The sequence below is a fragment of the Citrobacter sp. RHBSTW-00986 genome, assembly GCF_013783065.1.
Lineage (GTDB): Bacteria > Pseudomonadota > Gammaproteobacteria > Enterobacterales > Enterobacteriaceae > Citrobacter > Citrobacter braakii.
Genome location: NZ_CP056200.1, coordinates 1,684,297 through 1,702,382, shown reverse-complemented (window position 1 = coordinate 1,702,382; position 18,086 = coordinate 1,684,297). Strand labels below are relative to the sequence as shown.

The 18,086-nt window shown below is 52.8% G+C and carries 12 protein-coding genes and 1 pseudogene; 3 read left to right on the top strand and 10 right to left on the bottom strand.

Annotated features, from left to right (window positions below; genetic code table 11):
* Positions 1-5 precede the first annotated feature (5 nt).
* From napA to napF, 3 genes are read right to left on the bottom strand one after another with little or no spacing between them, the layout of a single operon-like run.
* Entirely contained in the window at positions 6-2,492 is a 2,487-nt protein-coding gene (gene napA / locus HV345_RS08305) for a nitrate reductase catalytic subunit NapA (RefSeq protein ID WP_016153775.1), read from the bottom strand.
* Positions 2,489-2,752 carry a chaperone NapD gene (napD, locus tag HV345_RS08300; RefSeq protein ID WP_016153776.1) on the bottom strand — a complete coding sequence of 88 codons (264 nt, stop codon included), beginning with the start codon at positions 2,750-2,752 and terminating at the stop codon, positions 2,489-2,491. The genes napA and napD overlap by 4 nt, the downstream gene beginning before the upstream one ends.
* On the bottom strand, positions 2,742-3,233 hold the full coding sequence (napF, locus tag HV345_RS08295) for a ferredoxin-type protein NapF (RefSeq protein ID WP_181636484.1): 492 nt from the start codon (positions 3,231-3,233) through the stop codon (positions 2,742-2,744). Before napF ends, napD begins: the two co-directional genes overlap by 11 nt.
* A gap of 413 nt (positions 3,234-3,646) precedes the next feature.
* On the opposite strand from napF, the pseudogene eco reads away from it, so the two are divergent.
* Positions 3,647-4,144: pseudogene (eco, locus tag HV345_RS08290) on the top strand (serine protease inhibitor ecotin).
* Between the two features lie 47 nt (positions 4,145-4,191).
* On the opposite strand, the gene mqo reads toward eco, so the two are convergent.
* The gene (gene mqo, locus HV345_RS08285) at positions 4,192-5,853 is read right to left on the bottom strand and encodes a malate dehydrogenase (quinone) (RefSeq protein WP_016153779.1); all 1,662 of its coding nucleotides are present in this window, start codon (positions 5,851-5,853) and stop codon (positions 4,192-4,194) included.
* A 278-nt stretch (positions 5,854-6,131) separates the two neighbouring features.
* On the opposite strand from mqo, the gene HV345_RS08280 reads away from it, so the two are divergent.
* Entirely contained in the window at positions 6,132-7,379 is a 1,248-nt protein-coding gene (locus HV345_RS08280) for a SulP family inorganic anion transporter (RefSeq protein ID WP_181636483.1), read from the top strand.
* Here the strand turns inward: HV345_RS08280 and mgtE are convergent.
* The 6 genes from mgtE to HV345_RS08250 form a co-directional block, all read right to left on the bottom strand.
* Positions 7,342-8,778 (bottom strand): magnesium transporter, encoded by a 1,437-nt coding sequence (gene mgtE / locus HV345_RS08275; protein WP_016153782.1) that lies wholly within the window; start codon positions 8,776-8,778, stop codon positions 7,342-7,344. The two genes, HV345_RS08280 and mgtE, sit on opposite strands and share 38 nt — an antisense overlap.
* Before the next feature lie 105 nt (positions 8,779-8,883).
* Complete coding sequence (locus HV345_RS08270; RefSeq protein WP_016157011.1) at positions 8,884-10,527, bottom strand: multidrug ABC transporter permease/ATP-binding protein; 1,644 nt, start codon at positions 10,525-10,527, stop codon at positions 8,884-8,886.
* Between the two features lie 75 nt (positions 10,528-10,602).
* Positions 10,603-11,253, bottom strand: coding sequence for a DNA oxidative demethylase AlkB (gene alkB, locus HV345_RS08265; protein WP_016153784.1), 651 nt, complete (start codon positions 11,251-11,253; stop codon positions 10,603-10,605).
* On the bottom strand, positions 11,253-12,317 hold the full coding sequence (ada, locus tag HV345_RS08260; RefSeq protein WP_181636482.1) for a bifunctional DNA-binding transcriptional regulator/O6-methylguanine-DNA methyltransferase Ada: 1,065 nt from the start codon (positions 12,315-12,317) through the stop codon (positions 11,253-11,255). The genes alkB and ada overlap by 1 nt, the downstream gene beginning before the upstream one ends.
* Positions 12,318-12,396: 79 nt before the next feature.
* Entirely contained in the window at positions 12,397-13,449 is a 1,053-nt protein-coding gene (apbE, locus tag HV345_RS08255; RefSeq protein ID WP_016153786.1) for an FAD:protein FMN transferase ApbE, read from the bottom strand.
* Between the two features lie 115 nt (positions 13,450-13,564).
* Positions 13,565-14,665, bottom strand: coding sequence for a porin OmpC (locus HV345_RS08250; protein ID WP_016153787.1), 1,101 nt, complete (start codon positions 14,663-14,665; stop codon positions 13,565-13,567).
* 738 nt (positions 14,666-15,403) lie between these two features.
* Between HV345_RS08250 and rcsD the strand changes: the two genes are divergently transcribed.
* Positions 15,404-18,073 (top strand): phosphotransferase RcsD, encoded by a 2,670-nt coding sequence (gene rcsD, locus HV345_RS08245; protein WP_016157016.1) that lies wholly within the window; start codon positions 15,404-15,406, stop codon positions 18,071-18,073.
* The last annotated feature ends 13 nt before the right edge of the window (positions 18,074-18,086 follow it).

The following is an 18,086-nucleotide window of genomic DNA, read 5'->3' as shown; positions in this document are numbered from 1 at the left end:
ACGCGTTACACCTTCGCCAGTTTCACAGCGCACTTCTTGAAATCCGTCTCTTTGGAGAGCGGATCCGTCGCATCCAGCGTCAGGTTGTTCACCAGCTGTGCGGCGTCGAAGAACGGCATGTAGACCAGCCCCTGCGGTGGACGGTTACGCCCGCGCGTTTCAACTATCGAGATAACTTCACCACGACGGGAAACCACTTTGACTTTGTCGCCACGGCGCAGATCGCGTGCTTTTGCATCCAGCGGATGGATAAACAGCACAGCTTCCGGGAAAGCACGGTGCAGCTCAGGTACGCGACGCGTCATGCTGCCGGTATGCCAGTGCTCCAGCACACGTCCGGTAGACAGCCACAGGTCGTACTCTTTATCCGGCGCTTCTGCGGCAGGTTCAAATGGCAGCGCGAAGATGACCGCTTTGCCGTCCGGCTTACCGTAGAACTTGTAGCTTTCGCCCGCTTTCACGTAAGGGTCGTTGCCTTCGCTGTAGCGCCACTGGGTCTCTTTGCCCTCAACGACCGGCCAGCGTAAACCGCGCGCTTTGTGGTAATCGTCAAATGGCGCAAGGTCATGCCCGTGACCGCGGCCAAACCAGGCGTACTCTTCGAACAGCCCTTTTTGCAGATAGAAACCCAGCTCGCGGGATTCATCGTTCAGTTGATCTTCAGCCAGTTCAGCCACCGGGAATTTCGTCACTGCAGGCGTGGCAAACAGTACGTCATACAGCGTTTTTCCGCGCAGTTCCGGTTTCTGTGCCAACAGCGCTTCCGGCCACACTTCTTCTGTTTTGAAGCGACGAGAGAACTGCACCAGTTGCCACAGATCCGATTTCGATTCACCCGGCGCTTTAATCTGCTGACGCCAGAACTGTGTACGGCGTTCCGCGTTACCGTAAGCACCTTCTTTCTCTACCCACATCGCGGTCGGCAGGATCAGGTCGGCCGACAGAGCGCTGACCGTCGGGTACGGATCGGAGACGATGATGAAGTTGCGCGGATCGCGCCAGCCCGGCATACGCTCTTCGTTGATGTTCGGACCGGCCTGCATGTTGTTGGTACACATCGCCCAGTAGACATTGAGCTTGCCATCTTTCAGCGCACGGTCTTGTGCCACGGCATGCAGACCGATTTTTGCCGGAATGGTCCCCGCCGGAATATTCCAGTGCTTCTCGCAGATATCGCGGTGTTTTTCGTTCGTAACCACCATGTCCGCAGGCAGACGGTGGGAGAACGTACCGACTTCACGCGCGGTACCGCAGGCGGAAGGCTGACCGGTCAAAGAGAACGGACCGCAGCCTGGCTGGGAGATTTTACCGGTCAACAGGTGCAGGTTATAGACCAGGTTGTTGGCCCACACGCCGCGGGTATGCTGGTTGAAGCCCATCGTCCAGTAGGAGATGACTTTTTTCTTCGGATCGGCATACAGCTGCGCCAGCTGTTCCAGCTGATCTTTCGGTACGCCGGTCATTTCGGCGGTTTTATCCAGCGTGTACTCGGCAACAAAGGCTTTGTAATCCTCAAAGCTCATCGGCTCAGAGGCATCGGATCCCGGGTTTTTCGCCGCTTTTTCCAGCGGGTGGGTTGGACGCAGACCGTAGCCGATGTCCGTCACGCCTTTACGCAGATTAACGTGCTTGCTAAAGAAATCCTGGTTGATCGCATTGTTTTGAATGATGTAGTTAGCGATGTAGTTGAGGATCACCAGATCGGTTTGCGGCGTGAAGACCATGCCGTTATCCGCCAGCTCAAAGCTGCGGTGCTGGAAGGTGGAGAGCACCGCGACATTAACATTGGGATCGGACAGACGACGGTTGGTGATGCGCGACCACAGGATCGGGTGCATCTCCGCCATATTCGCGCCCCACAGGACGAAAGCATCTGCATGCTCGATATCGTCATAGCAGCCCATCGGTTCATCCATACCGAAGGTACGCATAAAGCCGACTACCGCTGACGCCATGCAGTGACGCGCGTTCGGGTCGATGTTATTCGAACGAAAACCCGCTTTAAACAATTTGGCAGCGGCATAACCTTCCCAAATCGTCCACTGACCCGAGCCGAACATACCGATAGACTCCGGGCCTTTCTCTTTCAGGGACGTTTTGAATTTCTCTTCCATCACGTCAAAGGCTTGGTCCCAGCTAATCGGGGTGAACTCGCCTTCTTTGTGATACTTACCGTCCTTCATGCGCAGCATCGGCTGCGTTAAACGGTCTTTTCCGTACATGATTTTCGGCAGGAAGTAACCTTTGATGCAGTTAAGCCCACGGTTAACCGGCGCATCCGGATCGCCCTGGCATGCCACAACACGCCCTTGCTGCGTCCCGACCAATACGCCACAGCCCGTCCCGCAAAAACGGCACGGGGCTTTGTCCCATTTGATGGCTTCTTGCTGACCGACTACCGCACGGGCTACGCCCGGCACGCTTAACCCGGCAGCCGCCGCAGCGGCCGCAACGGCGTTAGCTTTCATAAAGCTACGACGACTGAGTTTCATGGTGTTTCCTCACCTTGCTCATCCTGCTGGTGATAAACCAGCGACACCGCCAGCACGCCCGCAACGTTGCGCACTGACTCAATAGTTTTCATTAACGTTTCGCTGTGCTCAGCTTCCACCACCACGATCAGTTGACCGCTTTCCACATCGCTGAGTGCAACTTCGCAACCTGGGAACGAACGCAACTGCGTGGCGATATCATTGATATGCTGACTTTTGGCCTGAACGACCAGGCTGCAGACCTGCCAGTTATTGTCCATGGTTGTACTCCGCGTTAATGGCTGATACCGGGCAGATAGCGACACATGCGCCACATCCGTTACAGTCCTGATTGTCGAGCTGCGGCTGATAAATGCCGGACAGCGTGGGACGAAAGGTTATAGCCATGGGTTCACAGCTATCCTGACAGCGATGACATTCAACGGACTGATATGCGAGACAGTTTTCCCCAATCGTAAAATTCAGATCCCATGCCCTGGTGTGGCGCGGAAGAAAAAGGGATTCAGAACAGGCCTCTGCGCAGGCATAGCAAAAGCTACACTCGCCGTGTTTGAAATTTACGCTCGGGTAACCGCCCTGGCCTCGCTGCAGGATGTCGGTTTCACACGCCTGGATGCAGGCGTCACAACGAAGGCAATGGGCCAGAAAGTGAGAGTCTTCATTGCTCCAGGGCGGACGGATCCCTGAGTTGGCGTTTCGCCAACTGCCTGTCAACATGCCTCGACGGGATAAATCAACCATGACATTGTCCTTCCATAATGACGCCCTTCCCTGGCGGGTTGAACGACATAAAAAACTGCACTATTTATGAGTAGTTATTTTTAGTCGTAAGATATTTCAGGATGTGTTAGAGGTGCATACCCCAATCGGGGTAAATGCTGTTGCCGGATCAAAGGAGTGTTGAGTTGGCGGGAAAAAATGCGCTTTTGCTCACATTTCAATGAGTTATATAAAACCGTATATAACGAACAACTCAAAAAGAGAATGATCTTATAATTAAGATTATTCTTAGAATATATCGCTACCCTGAAAGCAGACCTCTACCAAATACACTTAAAATATAAGTAAATCCAGATTAATCGATTATGTAAATATGTTAACCTGCCCCAGACTCGTTCATAAGACAGAAGAAAGGAAACACTGTGAACAATAAGATGAAAACAATTGTCCCTGCCGTACTTTTCGCCGCCTTTGCCAGCGCCTCTGCATGGGCTGCCAGTAACGATGCCGGCGCTCAGCCGCTGGAAAAAGTCGCCCCTTATCCTAAGGCGGAAAAGGGTATGAAGCGCCAGGTTATCCAGCTTACTCCTGAGAAAGATGAATCTACTCTGAAAGTAGAACTGCTAATCGGATAAACGCTGGAAGTTGACTGCAACCAACACCGCCTGGGCGGAGAACTGGACAGCAAAACGCTGGAAGGTTGGGGATATGACTACTATGTCTTCGACAAAGTGACGTCTCCGGTTTCAACCATGATGGCCTGCCCGGACGGTAAGAAAGAGAAGAAATTTATTACCGCGTATCTGGGTGATGACGGCATGCTGCGCTACAACAGCAAGTTACCGATTGTGGTCTATACGCCGGAGAACGTGGAAGTGAAATACCGTATCTGGAAAGCGGAAGAGAAGATTCAGGACGCAGTCGCGCGATAAGTAAGAATGTGCCGGAGGGCGGCGTACCGCCTTATCCGACATTTTATTTACAGTGCGATATCCGCTACAGCTTTCTGCTCAGGCTGCGGTTGCGCCTGAGGTTTCAGCTGAGGTTTCGGCGCTTCATCAGCAGCCTGCGGCTTGTCATATTTCAGCCCCAGAACGTCACTGGTGTATTGCAGCTCTTGTTCCGTAGCCTCAACGTTACCGTTCAGCTTGGTACCATAAGACGGAATAATGGTTTTCAGTTTCGCCTGCCATTCAGGGCTGGCCACTTTATCTTTAAACACTTTTTCCATCAGATGCAGCATAATCGGCGCCGCGGTTGATGCCCCCGGAGAAGCGCCCAGCAGCGCGGCAATGGTGCCCTCTTTATCGCTGACGACTTCGGTACCCAGACGCAGTACACCGCCTTTCTCCGCATCACTTTTAATGATCTGCACACGCTGGCCCGCCTGCCATAAACGCCAGTCTTCTTTTTTCGCCTGCGGATAGTACTCTTGCAGCGCGGCAAAACGGTCGTCATCGCTGAGCATCACCTGGCTTACCAGATATTTCACCAGATCGAAGTTATCCAGACCCACGTTGACCATCGGCATAAAGTTCGAGGTGGTGGTCGAGCTGAGCAGATCCCACAATGAACCGTTTTTCAGGAACTTGGTGGAGAATGTCGCGAATGGCCCAAACAGCACGACGCGTTTGCCATCAAGGATACGGGTATCGATGTGCGGCACGGACATCGGCGGCGCGCCAACGGAGGCCTGGCCGTACACTTTCGCCAGGTGGCGATTCACCACGTCCGGATTATCCGCAACCAGGAACTGCCCGCCAACCGGGAATCCGGCATAACCTTTCGCTTCCGGAATGTCGGTTTCCTGCAACAGCTTCAGCGCAGCGCCACCGGCACCGATAAAGACAAACTTCGCCTTAATATCATGTTCCGCTTCGTTATTTTTCAGATCGGCGACCGTGACGGTCCAGCTATTGTCGGCATTGCGTTTAAAGCCACGCACTTCGGTACTCAGCTGCAGCGCAAAGTTGGGCTTTTTCTGCAACGAGGCAATCAGCTGGCGCGTGATTTCGCCGTAGTTTACGTCAGTACCAATCTCGGTACGCGTTGCCGCGACTTTCTGCTTCGGATCGCGGCCTTCCATGACCAGCGGCGCCCACTCTTTAATCTGCGCGTGATCTTCGGAATAACGCATGCCACGGAATAACGTGCTCTGCTGCAGTGCGGTGTAACGGGCACGCAGGAAGTTCACGTTCTCGTCACCCCAGACAAAACTCATGTGCGGAACGGTGGTGATAAATGAGCGTGGTTCATGCATTACGCCATTATTGACCTGATAGGCCCAAAACTGGCGGGAGATCTGGAAGGCTTCGTTGATTTCGACTGCCTTTTCAATGCTGATGCTACCGTCGGCCTTTTTAGGCGTGTAGTTCAGCTCCATCAGTGCGGAGTGGCCTGTTCCGGCGTTATTCCAGCCGTTAGAGCTTTCCTGCGCTACACCATCCAGTCGCTCAACCATGGTCATTGACCATTGCGGTTCCAGCTCCTGTAAATAGGTTCCCAGCGTGGCGCTCATGATGCCGCCGCCAATCAACAGTACATCCGTTTCCTGCTCTTCCGCCGCTTTCGCTTTTGCCGCCATCGAGACAACATTCAGCCCAACGGCCATGGTGAAGAGCATGGCAGTCACTTTTTTCATAATGTTAATGCCTTACTTTTAGTATCGCTTTTTTGCTTTTAATGCAGGTGAAAATCGAGCGGCATCAACGGTAACACTTAAGTAAAAATATTTAAATATTGTTTATAAATTATATTTAATTTTTAAAAATGTTATTAATACGTTGATAGTTTATACGGTTATTGACAATCATTTCTGGAAACCGGTCCGTCAGACAGGTACTATGCTGCGCTTTGCTATTCACCGCACGGATGCCTGTCGGTCTGCTGTATCGGGCCATTTTTGACCTAAGAGTAACGATGTCTGCCACTCAACCCTCCTCTGTCGCAGTAGCGGAGCACGCGACGCGCGCAGTGCTGCGCCAACCCCGTTTACTGGTTCGCGAAACGCTGGCCGGTGTGGTAACCGCCCTGGCGCTGATCCCGGAAGTGATCTCTTTTTCCGTTATCGCCGGCGTCGATCCTAAAGTCAGCCTGATAGCTTCAGTCGTACTGTGCCTGGCAATGTCATTTTTAGGTGGCCGTCCGGCAATGGTTACCGCAGCGGCAGGATCGGTCGCGCTGGTGATTGGCCCGATGGTGCATCAACACGGCGTCCAGTACATCCTGCCTGCGGTGGTGCTGGCCGGGATTATTCAGATCCTGTTTGGCGTATTGGGGATGGCGCGTCTGATGCGATTCATTCCTACAGCCGTCATGACCGGTTTTGTGAACGCGCTGGGTATTTTGATTTTCTTTGCCCAGGTCCCGCATTTCTGGGGTAAAAGCCCGCTAATCTGGGGGCTGTTTGTCCTGACCCTGTTGATTGTGCTGTGGGTTCCGCGGTTTATTAAAGCGATCCCCGCGCCGCTTATCGCCATCGTGCTGCTGACGGTGTTCACTGTCACCAGCGGACAACTATTACCGACCGTCGGTGACGAAGGTTCAATGCGCGGCGGCCTGCCGGGATTCACGCAGTTATTGGTACCACTCAACCTGCAAACGCTGGCGATTATCTGGCCCTGCGCGCTGAGCATCGCTTTTGTCGGATTAATGGAGTCGCTGTTAACCGCCCGTCTGGTGGATGACCTGACGGCTACGCCGTCGAATAAGAATCGCGAGAGCGCCGGGCTGGGGATAGCCAATATTCTGGCCGGTTTTTATGGCGGCATCGCCGGGTGTGCGATGATTGGTCAAACCATCGTTAACGTCGAGATGGGCAAAGGACGCAGCCGCGTCTCGACGGTCGCCGCCGGGCTGGTGCTGTTGTTGCTGGTCACTGCGTTAAGCGAAGTAATGGCGAAAATCCCCATGTCGGTGCTGGCGGGAATTATGGTGATTGTGGCGGTGAAAACCTTCAGTTGGCACAGCATCCAGCCCGTTACGCTGCGGCAACTCCCCGTTACTGAAACGCTGGTGATGCTAATGACCGTCGCGGCGACGGTGTCAACCGGCAACCTGGCGCTTGGCGTGGTTGCCGGGGTGATGACGATGCTCATTCTGCCGCGTATCGTCAGAGGCAAACGTGCGGCTACATCAGAAACAGCGTTGCCAGACCGAGAAAAATAAAGAAACCACCGGTATCGGTGATTGCCGTAATCATGACGCTCGAGCCGACCGCCGGGTCGCGCCCGAGCTTCACCATCGTCATCGGAATAATAACGCCCATCAACGCCGCCATCAGCAAATTGAGCATCATCGCCAGGGTCATCACGCCGCCGAGCGCCATGTCATCGTACAGCCACCAGGTAATGCCGCCCATAATTCCGCCCCACACGAGGCCATTAATCAACGCCACGCCCATTTCGCGCAGGATCAAAAACGTCAGGTTTCCCGGCTGAATATTTTGTAGCGCCAGCGCGCGAACAATCATGGTGATGGTTTGATTCCCGGTGTTGCCGCCGATCCCCGCCACAATCGGCATCAGCGAGGCCAGCGCGACCAGTTGCGAAATTGTATGTTCGAAGCCGTCGATCACTCGCGAAGCGATAAAGGCGGTACAAAGGTTAACGGCCAACCACGCCCAGCGGGTTTTTACCGCTTTCGTGACGGGGGCAAACACATCCTCTCCGGCGCTTAAGCCGCCCATTCGACGCAGATCGGTATCAGTTTCTTCATAGACCACATCGACGATCTCATCGATGGTTAAACGGCCCATCAGTTTTCCTGAAGAGTCAACGACCGCGGCACTGACCAGGTCGTCACGTTCAAAGGTTCGCGCGGCGTGTTCGGCGATATCTTCCGGAGAAAAGGTGAGCGGATCATCTTCCATCACCTCGCTGACTTTTCGCTGCACATCATTGAGCAGAATACAGGTGAGCGTCAGTTCCCCGACCAGCACTTTATTGCGGTCGGTCACGAAGAGTTTATCGGTGTTCTCCGGCATTTTTCCCAGCCGCCGCAGGTAGCGTTGCACCACTTCCAGCGTCACGTCCGGACGCACGGTGATAACTTCGAACTCCATAATCGCACCGACGCGATTCTTCTCGTAGTGCAGCACCTGGCGGACGCGCGCCCGCTCCTCGGCCGGTAACGTCGCCAGCAGTCGACCCGTGAGGTTACGAGGGAGGTGCTGAACCAGATAAATCTGTTCGTCGATATCAAGGTATTGCAACGCATCCAGCAGCTCACGGTCGCTCATCTCATCGATCAGGTCGTCCCAGACGTTTTCAGACGCCTCAAGCAGGACGTTACCGCGCTTTTCACTTTCGACCAGCCGCCACAGGGCGTGACGCTCTTCAGAAGGTAATGCTTCGAGGGTATCCGCCAGATCGGGCGGCGGCAGGTGGGCGACCAGCGCCCCTACCTCAGCAATATCGTCGGCTAACGTGCCGACGTCATATTGCTCAGCCAGGGTAAGCTTGCCCAATAGCGTTGAAACAACGGCTTTATCAGTGGTCAGCAGCCAGATAAGACGCGCACGCTCTTCATCACGCAGTCTGGCGCTGTTTTTGTTTGTTACAGGCATTAATCATAAATCCATTATATGAAATATCATTAATCATGATGCCGATTTATGTAAATAACAATAAACAGTGCCGCCGGGTGGATAAAAAACCGGCGGCATGTGGGATCACGCAGTGCGGGCCACCGCGTCACGCGAGGCGGCATCACGCTCATCGCCCAGCAGTTCACTCAACTGTCCGTTACGCATTTCCAGCAGACGATCGGCGTGAATAAAATAGTGATCGTCATGGCTAATGGCGAAGATAGTTTTACCCATTTCTTGCATCAGCGGTAACAGGACCTGATAGAACTCACGACGGAAATGGGGATCCTGATCGGCAGCCCATTCATCCAGCAGAATGATGTCGCGCTCCTCCGCCAAAGCCAGCAGCAGCGCCACGCGTTTCTTCTGCCCTTTCGACAGCTTCAGATTGAGGATGCGACCATCGTTCATCTCCAGCTTGTGACCCATCTTTAGATGTTCCAGCCACTTCGCTACCAGCTGCGGATTGGCTTCTTTACCTTCCGGCCCCAGCAGTTTGTCGAATAGCCAGACGTCGGTAAACACGGCGGAGAACAGCTTGCGATAATCTTCCGGCTTTTCAACAGCCACGGCCTTACCATCAAGCAAAATTTCACCTGACTGCGGCTGGTATAGCCCGGTCAGTAACATCGCCAGCGTAGATTTCCCGCTGCCGTTGCCGCCAATCAGGAAAATCAGTTCACCGCGATGAATCGTCAGATTGACCGGCCCTACGGAAAAGGCATTATCCTGATAGTGGAAAACCACGTTACGCAGTTCCAGCGTTTGCCAGTTTGGAAAAGCGGTTGGGCGCGGGAATTCGGCCTTAAAAGGTGCCAGTGCGAATTTATTCAGCTTGTTGAAAGCCACCTGCGCAGTGAGCAGGGTCGGTAGCGCGCCAACGGCAGAGAGCAGCGGCGTACGCAGGAATAACAGCGTCAGTGAGTAAGTCGCCGCCACGGCGGTATCCGCCCAGCCCAGACTATTGGCCATCCAGAACACCAGGCCAATGGCGCCCAGCATCATAATGTTTGACCAGTTGACCGCGCTCAGGTGGAAGGTATCGGCGCGAATAATATGGTGACGGTACTCTTTGGCATCCGGGACGTACATCTGATTAAAGATATGCTCGGCGCGCTCGCGGTTGAGCGTCAGCTCTTTGCGCCCTTCCAGCACCGTCTGATAATCGTTGTACAACTTGTCTTCTGTTTCGCGCAGGGTAGCCATGTGCTTATACACCCGCGCCACCAGCACAAATCCCCCCCAGATGGTGATTGCCATCCAGATAGCCGTCACCAGCAGCATTTTGGTCGACAGCATCGCCAGATACGCCGCCGATCCGATGGTCAGGATAATCCCCTGCACCAGCTCAGGCAGACGAACAAAGGCGATGGTGATGTTGCGAATATCGCTGGTTAAACCGGCCAGCAACGAGGCGCTGCCAAGCTGTTCAATACGCTCGACGTGGGTATCCAGAATACGTTTGATAAATTCGCTACGCAGACGGTAGACAAAGTGGTGGCCGAGCGTGGTCAACGCCAGCTGAGAGCCGAGAGTGACAACCATCAATAGCAGCAACAGGCCAAGAAACTCCGGCAGCACCATCAGCGTGGTGTCGACCGTTTCAATCAGACGCTGGTTGATAAACGCAATCAGCCCAATCCCCAACGCAGCGCTGGCGAGGCTGAGCGCCATGACGCTGATAAATGGCCAGCGATACTGCCGCCAGACAAGAAGTAAAAGTTCCATGCGAACAACCCGGACAAGTAATAACAGCCCGCAGTTTAAACATCTCTTCGCTGACAGCAATAATAATTCTTATTTTTATTCTTTTTTACCCGCCTGACGAAACGTCAGATTGTAGCGACAGTCTCCGGTCAACGGATGATACCCCGTCTTAAGCGGCTGGATCCCATGATAAAACAGCCGCGAAGTACCGCCCCACACCACCACATCGCCATGTTCCAGCAGCAAACGCTTTAAGGGGTCATTACGGCGCAAGCCGCCAAATTGAAAGATGGCCGGCAATCCTAGCGACACCGAGACAATCGGCGCCCGCAGGTCGGGCTCGTCTTTATCCTGATGTAAGGACAGTTTTGCCCCTGGCGTGTAGCGGTTAATCAGACAGGCATCGGGTTGAAAATCAGCATAGCCCGCCGCCGTCGCTGCCTGTTGGCACAGGTCAGCGAATGCATCCGGCAGCGGCGGCCAGTGCGCGCCGGTTAGCGGATCAAAAGGAGAATAAAGGTAACCATGTTGATCCGTTGTCCAACCCAGACGACCGCAGTTGGTCATTGCCACCGACATCGTGTAGCCGCCGGGCGTCACCATCTGGCGAAACGGCGACTGTCTGGCGATAGCCGCTATCGCCTGCAGCAGAGACGGTGCGCAGTCAAAAGCGAAGCGTCGCAGAATAACCGCGCCTGACGCCAGCGGCTCCTGCCAGGGTTTCGCATCCGCAAAGAGATCGAGCATTATGTTTCCTCGCCAGTCGTTTCACGTTGCAGTAACTGTGCTTTGCGCGCAATGCCCCACCGGTAGCCCGAAAGCGCGCCATCGCCGCGGATCACCCGGTGACACGGGATGACGATTGCCAGTTTATTCGCCCCACAGGCGCTGGCTACCGCACGCACCGCCTTCGGTTTGCCAATGGCGCTGGCCAGTTGCTGGTAGCTCATCGTTTCGCCGCACGGAATTGCGCGCAACGCCTGCCACACCTGCTGCTGAAATGCGGTTCCGCGGATATCCAGCGGCAGCGATAACGGCGCGTCACGCGCATTGATTGCGGCGATCACTTCGCGCACGCGCTGCTGAAAATCGGTATCTGCTGGCACATCCTGAGCGGCCGGAAACAGCTCATGCAGATCCGCAACCAACGTAGCGTCATCATCACCAAGTAAGATCGCGCAGATACCGCGTTCGCTTTCCGCCACCAGACAGCGACCCAGAGAGCAATCTGCCAGGGTATAGCGTACAGAAACGTTGTCACCACCTTTACGAAATTGCTTTGCGGTCATGCCTAACGTCTGATCCGCTTTTCGGTAGTAGCTGCTGCTATCGGGAAATCCGGCGTTGAGAATTGCCTGCGTTACCGGAACGCCTTTCGCCAGCGCATCGCGCAGACGGCGGGCGCGCCAGGACTGCTGCCACGCTTTGGGGGTCATGCCCGTTGTGGCTTTGAACAGGCGATGTAAGTGATACGGGCTCATCGCCACCTGCTGCGCCAGCTCGTCCAACGTGAGGGGAGATTCCTGCTCCAGCAACTGGCAGGCGTGGGCTATTTTCTCCAGCCGATGCTGGTGGGCGCTGTCTTTATCCGGCTGACAACGTTTACAGGGACGAAAACCGGCGGCCAGCGCCTGCCGGGCATCGGCAAAGAAAGTGACATTTTTGCGCAGCGCATGTTTCGCCCGACAGGACGGACGGCAGAAAATGCCGGTAGTCTGGACGGCGAAAACAAACTGACCGTCAGCGTCGGCGTCACGATCCACAACGGACTGCCAGCGGTCATCATCAGTTATGCGTATACGATTTTTCATTATGGACTCCTTTGTCAAGCATAGCGCTTAGCCTCAGTGTGTCCCCATAGCCGGATACAAAAACCCGCAATCTTGCTTATTAATTTTTTTCGCTGAGCAGGAAGCTTTTAAACTGCGGCGACATCCAGGTTTTAAACCCCTCGCCCTCTTTTATAATCATATAGACCGCGAGTCCTTCACGACGCACAACCTCTTTGGCCTTTTCCGGGCCGAGAACCATCAATCCGGTATCCCAGCCGTCAGCCTCCAGCGCCGTTGGTGCGATTACCGTTACAGATACCAGGTTGTGTTCAATCGGACGACCGGTTTGCGGATCAATAACATGGGAAAGGCGCTTACCGTCCAGCTCATAATAGTTACGGTAGCTGCCGGAGGTGCTAATGCCATGCCCGTTAATGTCGACGATCGCCTGCACCGCGTTTTCGCGATCGGTCGGTTTCTGAATCGCGACTCGCCACGAAAGCCCGTCTGCATTCATACCGCGGCTGTTCAATGCTCCACCAACGGATACCAGATAACGGGCGATCCCTTCCTGCTCCATTAATCGTGCCAGATGATCGGCGGCATAACCTTCGCCAACGGTCGAGAGATCCACGTACAGCTCGGGCAAATCTTTTTGCAGGTAGTTCCGATGCGCCTCATTAACAACCTTCAGATGTGAAAGCCCGGTTTGCGCTTTTGCGGCGTCAATTTGCGCCTGCGTAGGAATATGCACCGGTTGCTGATCCGGGCCAAAGCCCCACAGATTGACCAACGGACCCACGGTAATATCCATGGCCCCACCGGTTTTTGCGCCAATGCGTAGCGCCGAAGTCACGATATCGGCCATAGCATCATTAACCGGCCATGGCGACAGGCTTTTCGACAGGTTAAAGCGCATTAACGCAGAATCATTTTTATAGGTAGAGAGAAGCTGATCGTCGGCATCCAGCTGAGCCTGGATCTTCGCCTGCAGTTCCCCGGCGCGTTTGGCATCTACGCCCACCGCACTAACCCGCCAGAAAGTGCCCATGGTTTTACCTTCCAGAACGGTGGCAGGTTGTGTGGTTTGGGCAGGTTTCGGGGCTTCATCGCACCCGACAAAAAAGATCGTCACAGCCAGTAGTGCTGCGCGATAGAAATTCACTTCCATACGTAATTATCCTCATGCGAACGGGCGCAAGAGTACACCAAAAATCGTTGTTTGTACGACGAAAAAACGGCATTAAAAAAGGCCCCGCAGGGCCTTTTAACGACATGAGCGCAGATTAGAACTGGTAAACCAGACCCAGCGCTACGATATCATCGGTAGAGATGCGAGCATCACGGGTGAACTGGTTGTCATCCAGCAGGTTGATTTTGTAATCAACATAGGTAGACATGTTTTTGTTGAAGTAGTAGGTCGCGCCAACATCAACATATTTCAGGATATCCTGGTCGCCGTAACCATTGTTCAGGTCTTTACCTTTGGACTGCAGGTAAGCCACGGACGGACGCAGACCGAAGTCGAACTGGTACTGCGCAACAGCTTCAAAGTTCTGTGCTTTGTTAGCCCAGCCCAGGTTGCCCGCACGCGTTGCGTTGTAGGTCTGGGTGTACTGTGCTGCCAGGTAAACGTTATTCGCGTCGTATTTCAGACCGCCAGTGTAGGTTTCAGCACGGTCACCGGTACCGAAGTTCAGACGGTTCTGCTCGTCAGTACGTTTGGAGCTGGTGACTGCAGTACCCAGCGCGAAGCCTTCACCGATATCATAAGTGATAGATCCGCCAACGCCGTCGCCGTTCTGACTCAGCGCATCACGACCGTTGCCGGTCACACCAGTCATACCTTCGCCTTCCGGGCTACCGTTTTTACCCTGGTACTGCAGGGCAAAGTTCAGGCCATCAACCAGACCGAAGAAGTCGGTGTTACGATAGGTCGCGAAGCCGTTACCACGCTGCTGCATAAAGTTGTCAGAACCGTAGGTGTCGCCGCCGAATTCCGGCAGAACGTCGGTCCAGGACGTTACGTCGTAAACTACGCCATAGTTACGACCGTAGTCGAAAGATCCTACGTCAGCGAATTTCAGACCAGCAAACGCCACACGGGTCCAGGAGTTGTTTTCGTTTTCAGAGGAGTTACCCTGAATCTGGTATTCCCACTGGCCGTAACCGGTCAGTTGGTCGTTAACCTGGGTTTCGCCTTTGAAGCCGATACGCATATAGGTCTGATCGCCATCTTTAGTGGAGTCATCAGAGAAATAGTGCAGACCGTCTACTTTACCGTACAGGTCTAATTTGTTGCCGTCTTTGTTATAAATTTCAGCCGCATTTGCTGCGCCTGCTACCAGCAGTGCTGGTACCAGGAGGGACAGTACTTTAACTTTCATGTTATTAACCCTCTGTTATATGCCTTTATTGCTTTTTTATGCCACTGCATACTGATTAAGGTCATTAACCAGTCGGCAACTTCATTCTCCGCAAAAACACAGAATAATCCAACACGAATATGATACTAAAACTTTTAAGGTGTTTCATTTATCTGCATAGGTGTTTCAAAATATTAATACGAGGGAACTTTTTTAAAATCAAAAAACAGGCAAAATAAGCACAAATAATCAAGAACCATTTTAATTAAATTTAAAATCAATAGGTTACCTTGAAAATAGTTATAGCACTGAATGACAAAACAAAATCTTCACTCGCAACTAAAATAGACCCGCTATCATCATTAACTTTATTTATTACCGTCATTCATTCATGAATGTCTGTTTACCCCTATTTCAACCGAATGCTTCGCGTTCGGTTTTTTTTTACCCTTCTTTACACAAAACTTACCGTTCTGTGCTACCGATGCAAAACTATAACAACTATTAACTATCTCATTGCGTCGTATTCAGATATAAATCTGATTAATAATTTCTTGTTATTTAATGCTAAATGTATACATTCCGTACAAATATTTGTACCCGCCTTTATCCACTGTACACCTTTGCATTGTCATAGCTGCAACAGAATGGAGCGTAAAAAATGCGGGCCATCCGGCGTGGTGTAAGTGTGGCAATTCATATATTACCCTTTATACTGCCCCTTCATCTTTCGCGTCGTTTAACAGGTCATAAACACGAATGAGTCAGTCTGACACAACGGCTTCTACCCGATTCTCCCTGCTACCGGGAAGTATTACCCGTTTCTTCTTATTACTGATCGTTGTGCTGTTGGTGATGATGGGCGTTATGGTCCAGAGCGCCGTCAACACCTGGTTAAAGGATAAGAGCTATCAGATTGTCGATATCACCCATGCCATTCATAAAAGGGTCGATACCTGGCGATACGTGACCTGGCAAATCTATGACAATATTGCCGCCACGGCCAGTTCACCTGGTGCAGAAGGACTGCAGGAAACGCGTCTGAAACAAGACGTCTATTATCTTGAGAAACCGCGCAGAAAGACCGAGGCGTTGATTTTCGGTTCCCATGACAGTTCTACGCTGGAGATGACCCAACGCATCTCAACCTATCTTGATACGCTGTGGGGCGCGGAAAATGTTCCGTGGTCTATGTATTACCTGAATGGTCAGGACAATAGCCTGATCCTTATCTCAACGTTGCCGCTAAAAGATCTGACTTCCGGTTTTAAAGAGTCGACGATTGGTAATATTGTCGATTCACGGCGCGCGGAAATGTTACAACAGGCCAATGCGCTGGATGAACGTGAAAGCTTCTCTTCACTGCGCCGTCTGGCGTGGCAGAACGGGCATTACTTCACGCTACGCACGACCTTTAATCAGCCTGGACATCTGGCAACCGTTGTCGCCTTTGATCTGCCGATTAATGACTTGATCCCACCCGGCATGCCGCTGGACAGCTTCCATCTGGTTCCAGATGCCACGTCAACAACCGAGCATCTGAATGAAAAAGAGTCGCCTGACAGCGTCAGCATTAATTTCAACAACAGTAAAATTGAGATCTCTTCGGCGCTAAACTCAACGGATATGCGGCTGGTGTGGCAGGTTCCGTTTGGCTCATTGCTGCTCGACACCTTACAAAGCATTCTGCTGCCGCTGTTACTCAACATTGCTTTGTTGGCCCTGGCGCTGTTTGGCTATACCACCTTTCGCCACCTTCCTGCCCGTTCCACCGAAGTGGCACCAAACCTTGCGGCAAATAATGAACTGCGTGTTCTGCGCGCCATCAATGAAGAGATTGTGTCCCTGCTGCCTCTGGGCTTGCTGGTGCACGATCAAGAAGCAAACCGCACGGTTATCAGCAATAAAATTGCCGACCACCTGTTACCGCATTTAAATTTGCAAAACATTACCAGTATGGCGGAGCAGCATCAGGGGGTGATTCAGGCCACCATCAATAATGAGCTGTATGAGATCCGGCTGTTCCGTAGCCAGATCTCATCGAGAACGCAGATCTTTATTATTCGTGACCAGGACCGCGAAGTGCTGGTTAATAAGAAGCTGAAGCAAGCGCAGCGACTGTATGAGAAAAACCAGCAGGCCCGGGCGGCCTTTATGCAGAATATCGGCAGCGCACTGAAAGACCCGGCTAAAACACTTGCCGCTAATGCTGCCGCACTGAATAGCCCGGACAGCCAGAAACTGGCCAATCAGGCAGACGTTCTGGTGCGTATGGTAGATGAAATCCAGTTGGCCAACCTGCTGGAAAGCGACGCCTGGAAAAGTGAATCGACGCTGTTTTCCGTGCAGTCGTTAATTGATGACGTGGTTCCGGAGGTTCTGCCAGCCATTAAACGTAAAGGGCTGCAGCTACTGATTAAAAATCACCTTAGCGCCCATGATGAACGCCGCGGCGACCGCGATGCCCTGCGCCGTATTTTGCTGTTGCTGATCCAATATGCGGTAACCACCACGCAAATTGGCAAAATCACGCTGGAAGTCGACCAGGATGAGTCGGAGACTGAACGCCTGACCTTCCGCATTCTGGATACCGGGCAAGGTGTCACGTTGAATGAAGTTGATAACCTGCACTTCCCGTTCATCAATGACACCCAGGGCGATCGGTATAGCAAGGCCAACCCGCTGACGTTCTGGTTATGCGATCAGCTCGCCCGCAAGCTAGGTGGACACCTGAACATTAAAGCGCGGGAAGAACTTGGAACACGTTATATAGTCCATGTTAAAATGCCGCTGCACGATCAACATGCTGAAAGTGAAGAGCGTTTGTTAGATGACGTCTGCATAATGGTTGATGTCACCTCTAATGACGTACGCAGCATCGTATTACGCCAACTGGAGAACTGGGGAGCAACCTGCATCACGCCTGATGAGCGGTTGAATAGTCAAGAATATGATCTCTTTTTAACAGATAATCCGTCTAATCTTACTGCCTCAGGCCTTCTTTTAAGCGATGATGAGTCTGGCGTGCGGAAAATTGGCCCTGGTCAGCTGCGCGTCAACTTTAATATGAGCAATGCTATGCAGGAAGCTGTCCTCGAGCTGATAGAAGAGCAGCTGGCACAAGAAGAGATCCAGGAACTCCCCCTCGGCGGAGATGAAAACGCCGAACTTCATGCCAGTGGTTACTATGCACTCTTTGTAGACACAGTACCGGATGATGTTAAGAGGTTGTATACTGAGGCAGCAACCAGCGATTTCGCTGCGTTAGCCCAAACGGCCCATCGCCTGAAAGGCGTGTTTGCCATGCTTAATCTGGTACCCGGCAAGCAGTTATGTGAAGCGCTGGAACATCTTATTCAAGAGAAAGATGCTCCAGGTATAGAAAAATACATCAGCGACATTGACGATTACGTCAAGAGCTTGCTGTAGCAAGGTAGCCCAA

Excerpts from the sequence above, each read along its gene's own strand:
- rcsD (WP_016157016.1), top strand. The coding sequence starts at position 15,404 with ATGAGTCAGTCTGACACAACGGCTTCTACCCGATTCTCCCTGCTACCG.
- napA (WP_016153775.1), bottom strand. The coding sequence starts at position 2,492 with ATGAAACTCAGTCGTCGTAGCTTTATGAAAGCTAACGCCGTTGCGGCC.
- HV345_RS08270 (WP_016157011.1), bottom strand. The coding sequence starts at position 10,527 with ATGGAACTTTTACTTCTTGTCTGGCGGCAGTATCGCTGGCCATTTATC.
- alkB (WP_016153784.1), bottom strand. The coding sequence starts at position 11,253 with ATGCTCGATCTCTTTGCGGATGCGAAACCCTGGCAGGAGCCGCTGGCG.
- mqo (WP_016153779.1), bottom strand. The coding sequence starts at position 5,853 with ATGAAAAAAGTGACTGCCATGCTCTTCACCATGGCCGTTGGGCTGAAT.
- ada (WP_181636482.1), bottom strand. The coding sequence starts at position 12,317 with ATGAAAAATCGTATACGCATAACTGATGATGACCGCTGGCAGTCCGTT.
- HV345_RS08250 (WP_016153787.1), bottom strand. The coding sequence starts at position 14,665 with ATGAAAGTTAAAGTACTGTCCCTCCTGGTACCAGCACTGCTGGTAGCA.
- napF (WP_181636484.1), bottom strand. The coding sequence starts at position 3,233 with ATGGTTGATTTATCCCGTCGAGGCATGTTGACAGGCAGTTGGCGAAAC.
- napD (WP_016153776.1), bottom strand. The coding sequence starts at position 2,752 with ATGGACAATAACTGGCAGGTCTGCAGCCTGGTCGTTCAGGCCAAAAGT.
- apbE (WP_016153786.1), bottom strand. The coding sequence starts at position 13,449 with ATGGAAGTGAATTTCTATCGCGCAGCACTACTGGCTGTGACGATCTTT.
- HV345_RS08280 (WP_181636483.1), top strand. The coding sequence starts at position 6,132 with ATGTCTGCCACTCAACCCTCCTCTGTCGCAGTAGCGGAGCACGCGACG.
- mgtE (WP_016153782.1), bottom strand. The coding sequence starts at position 8,778 with ATGCCTGTAACAAACAAAAACAGCGCCAGACTGCGTGATGAAGAGCGT.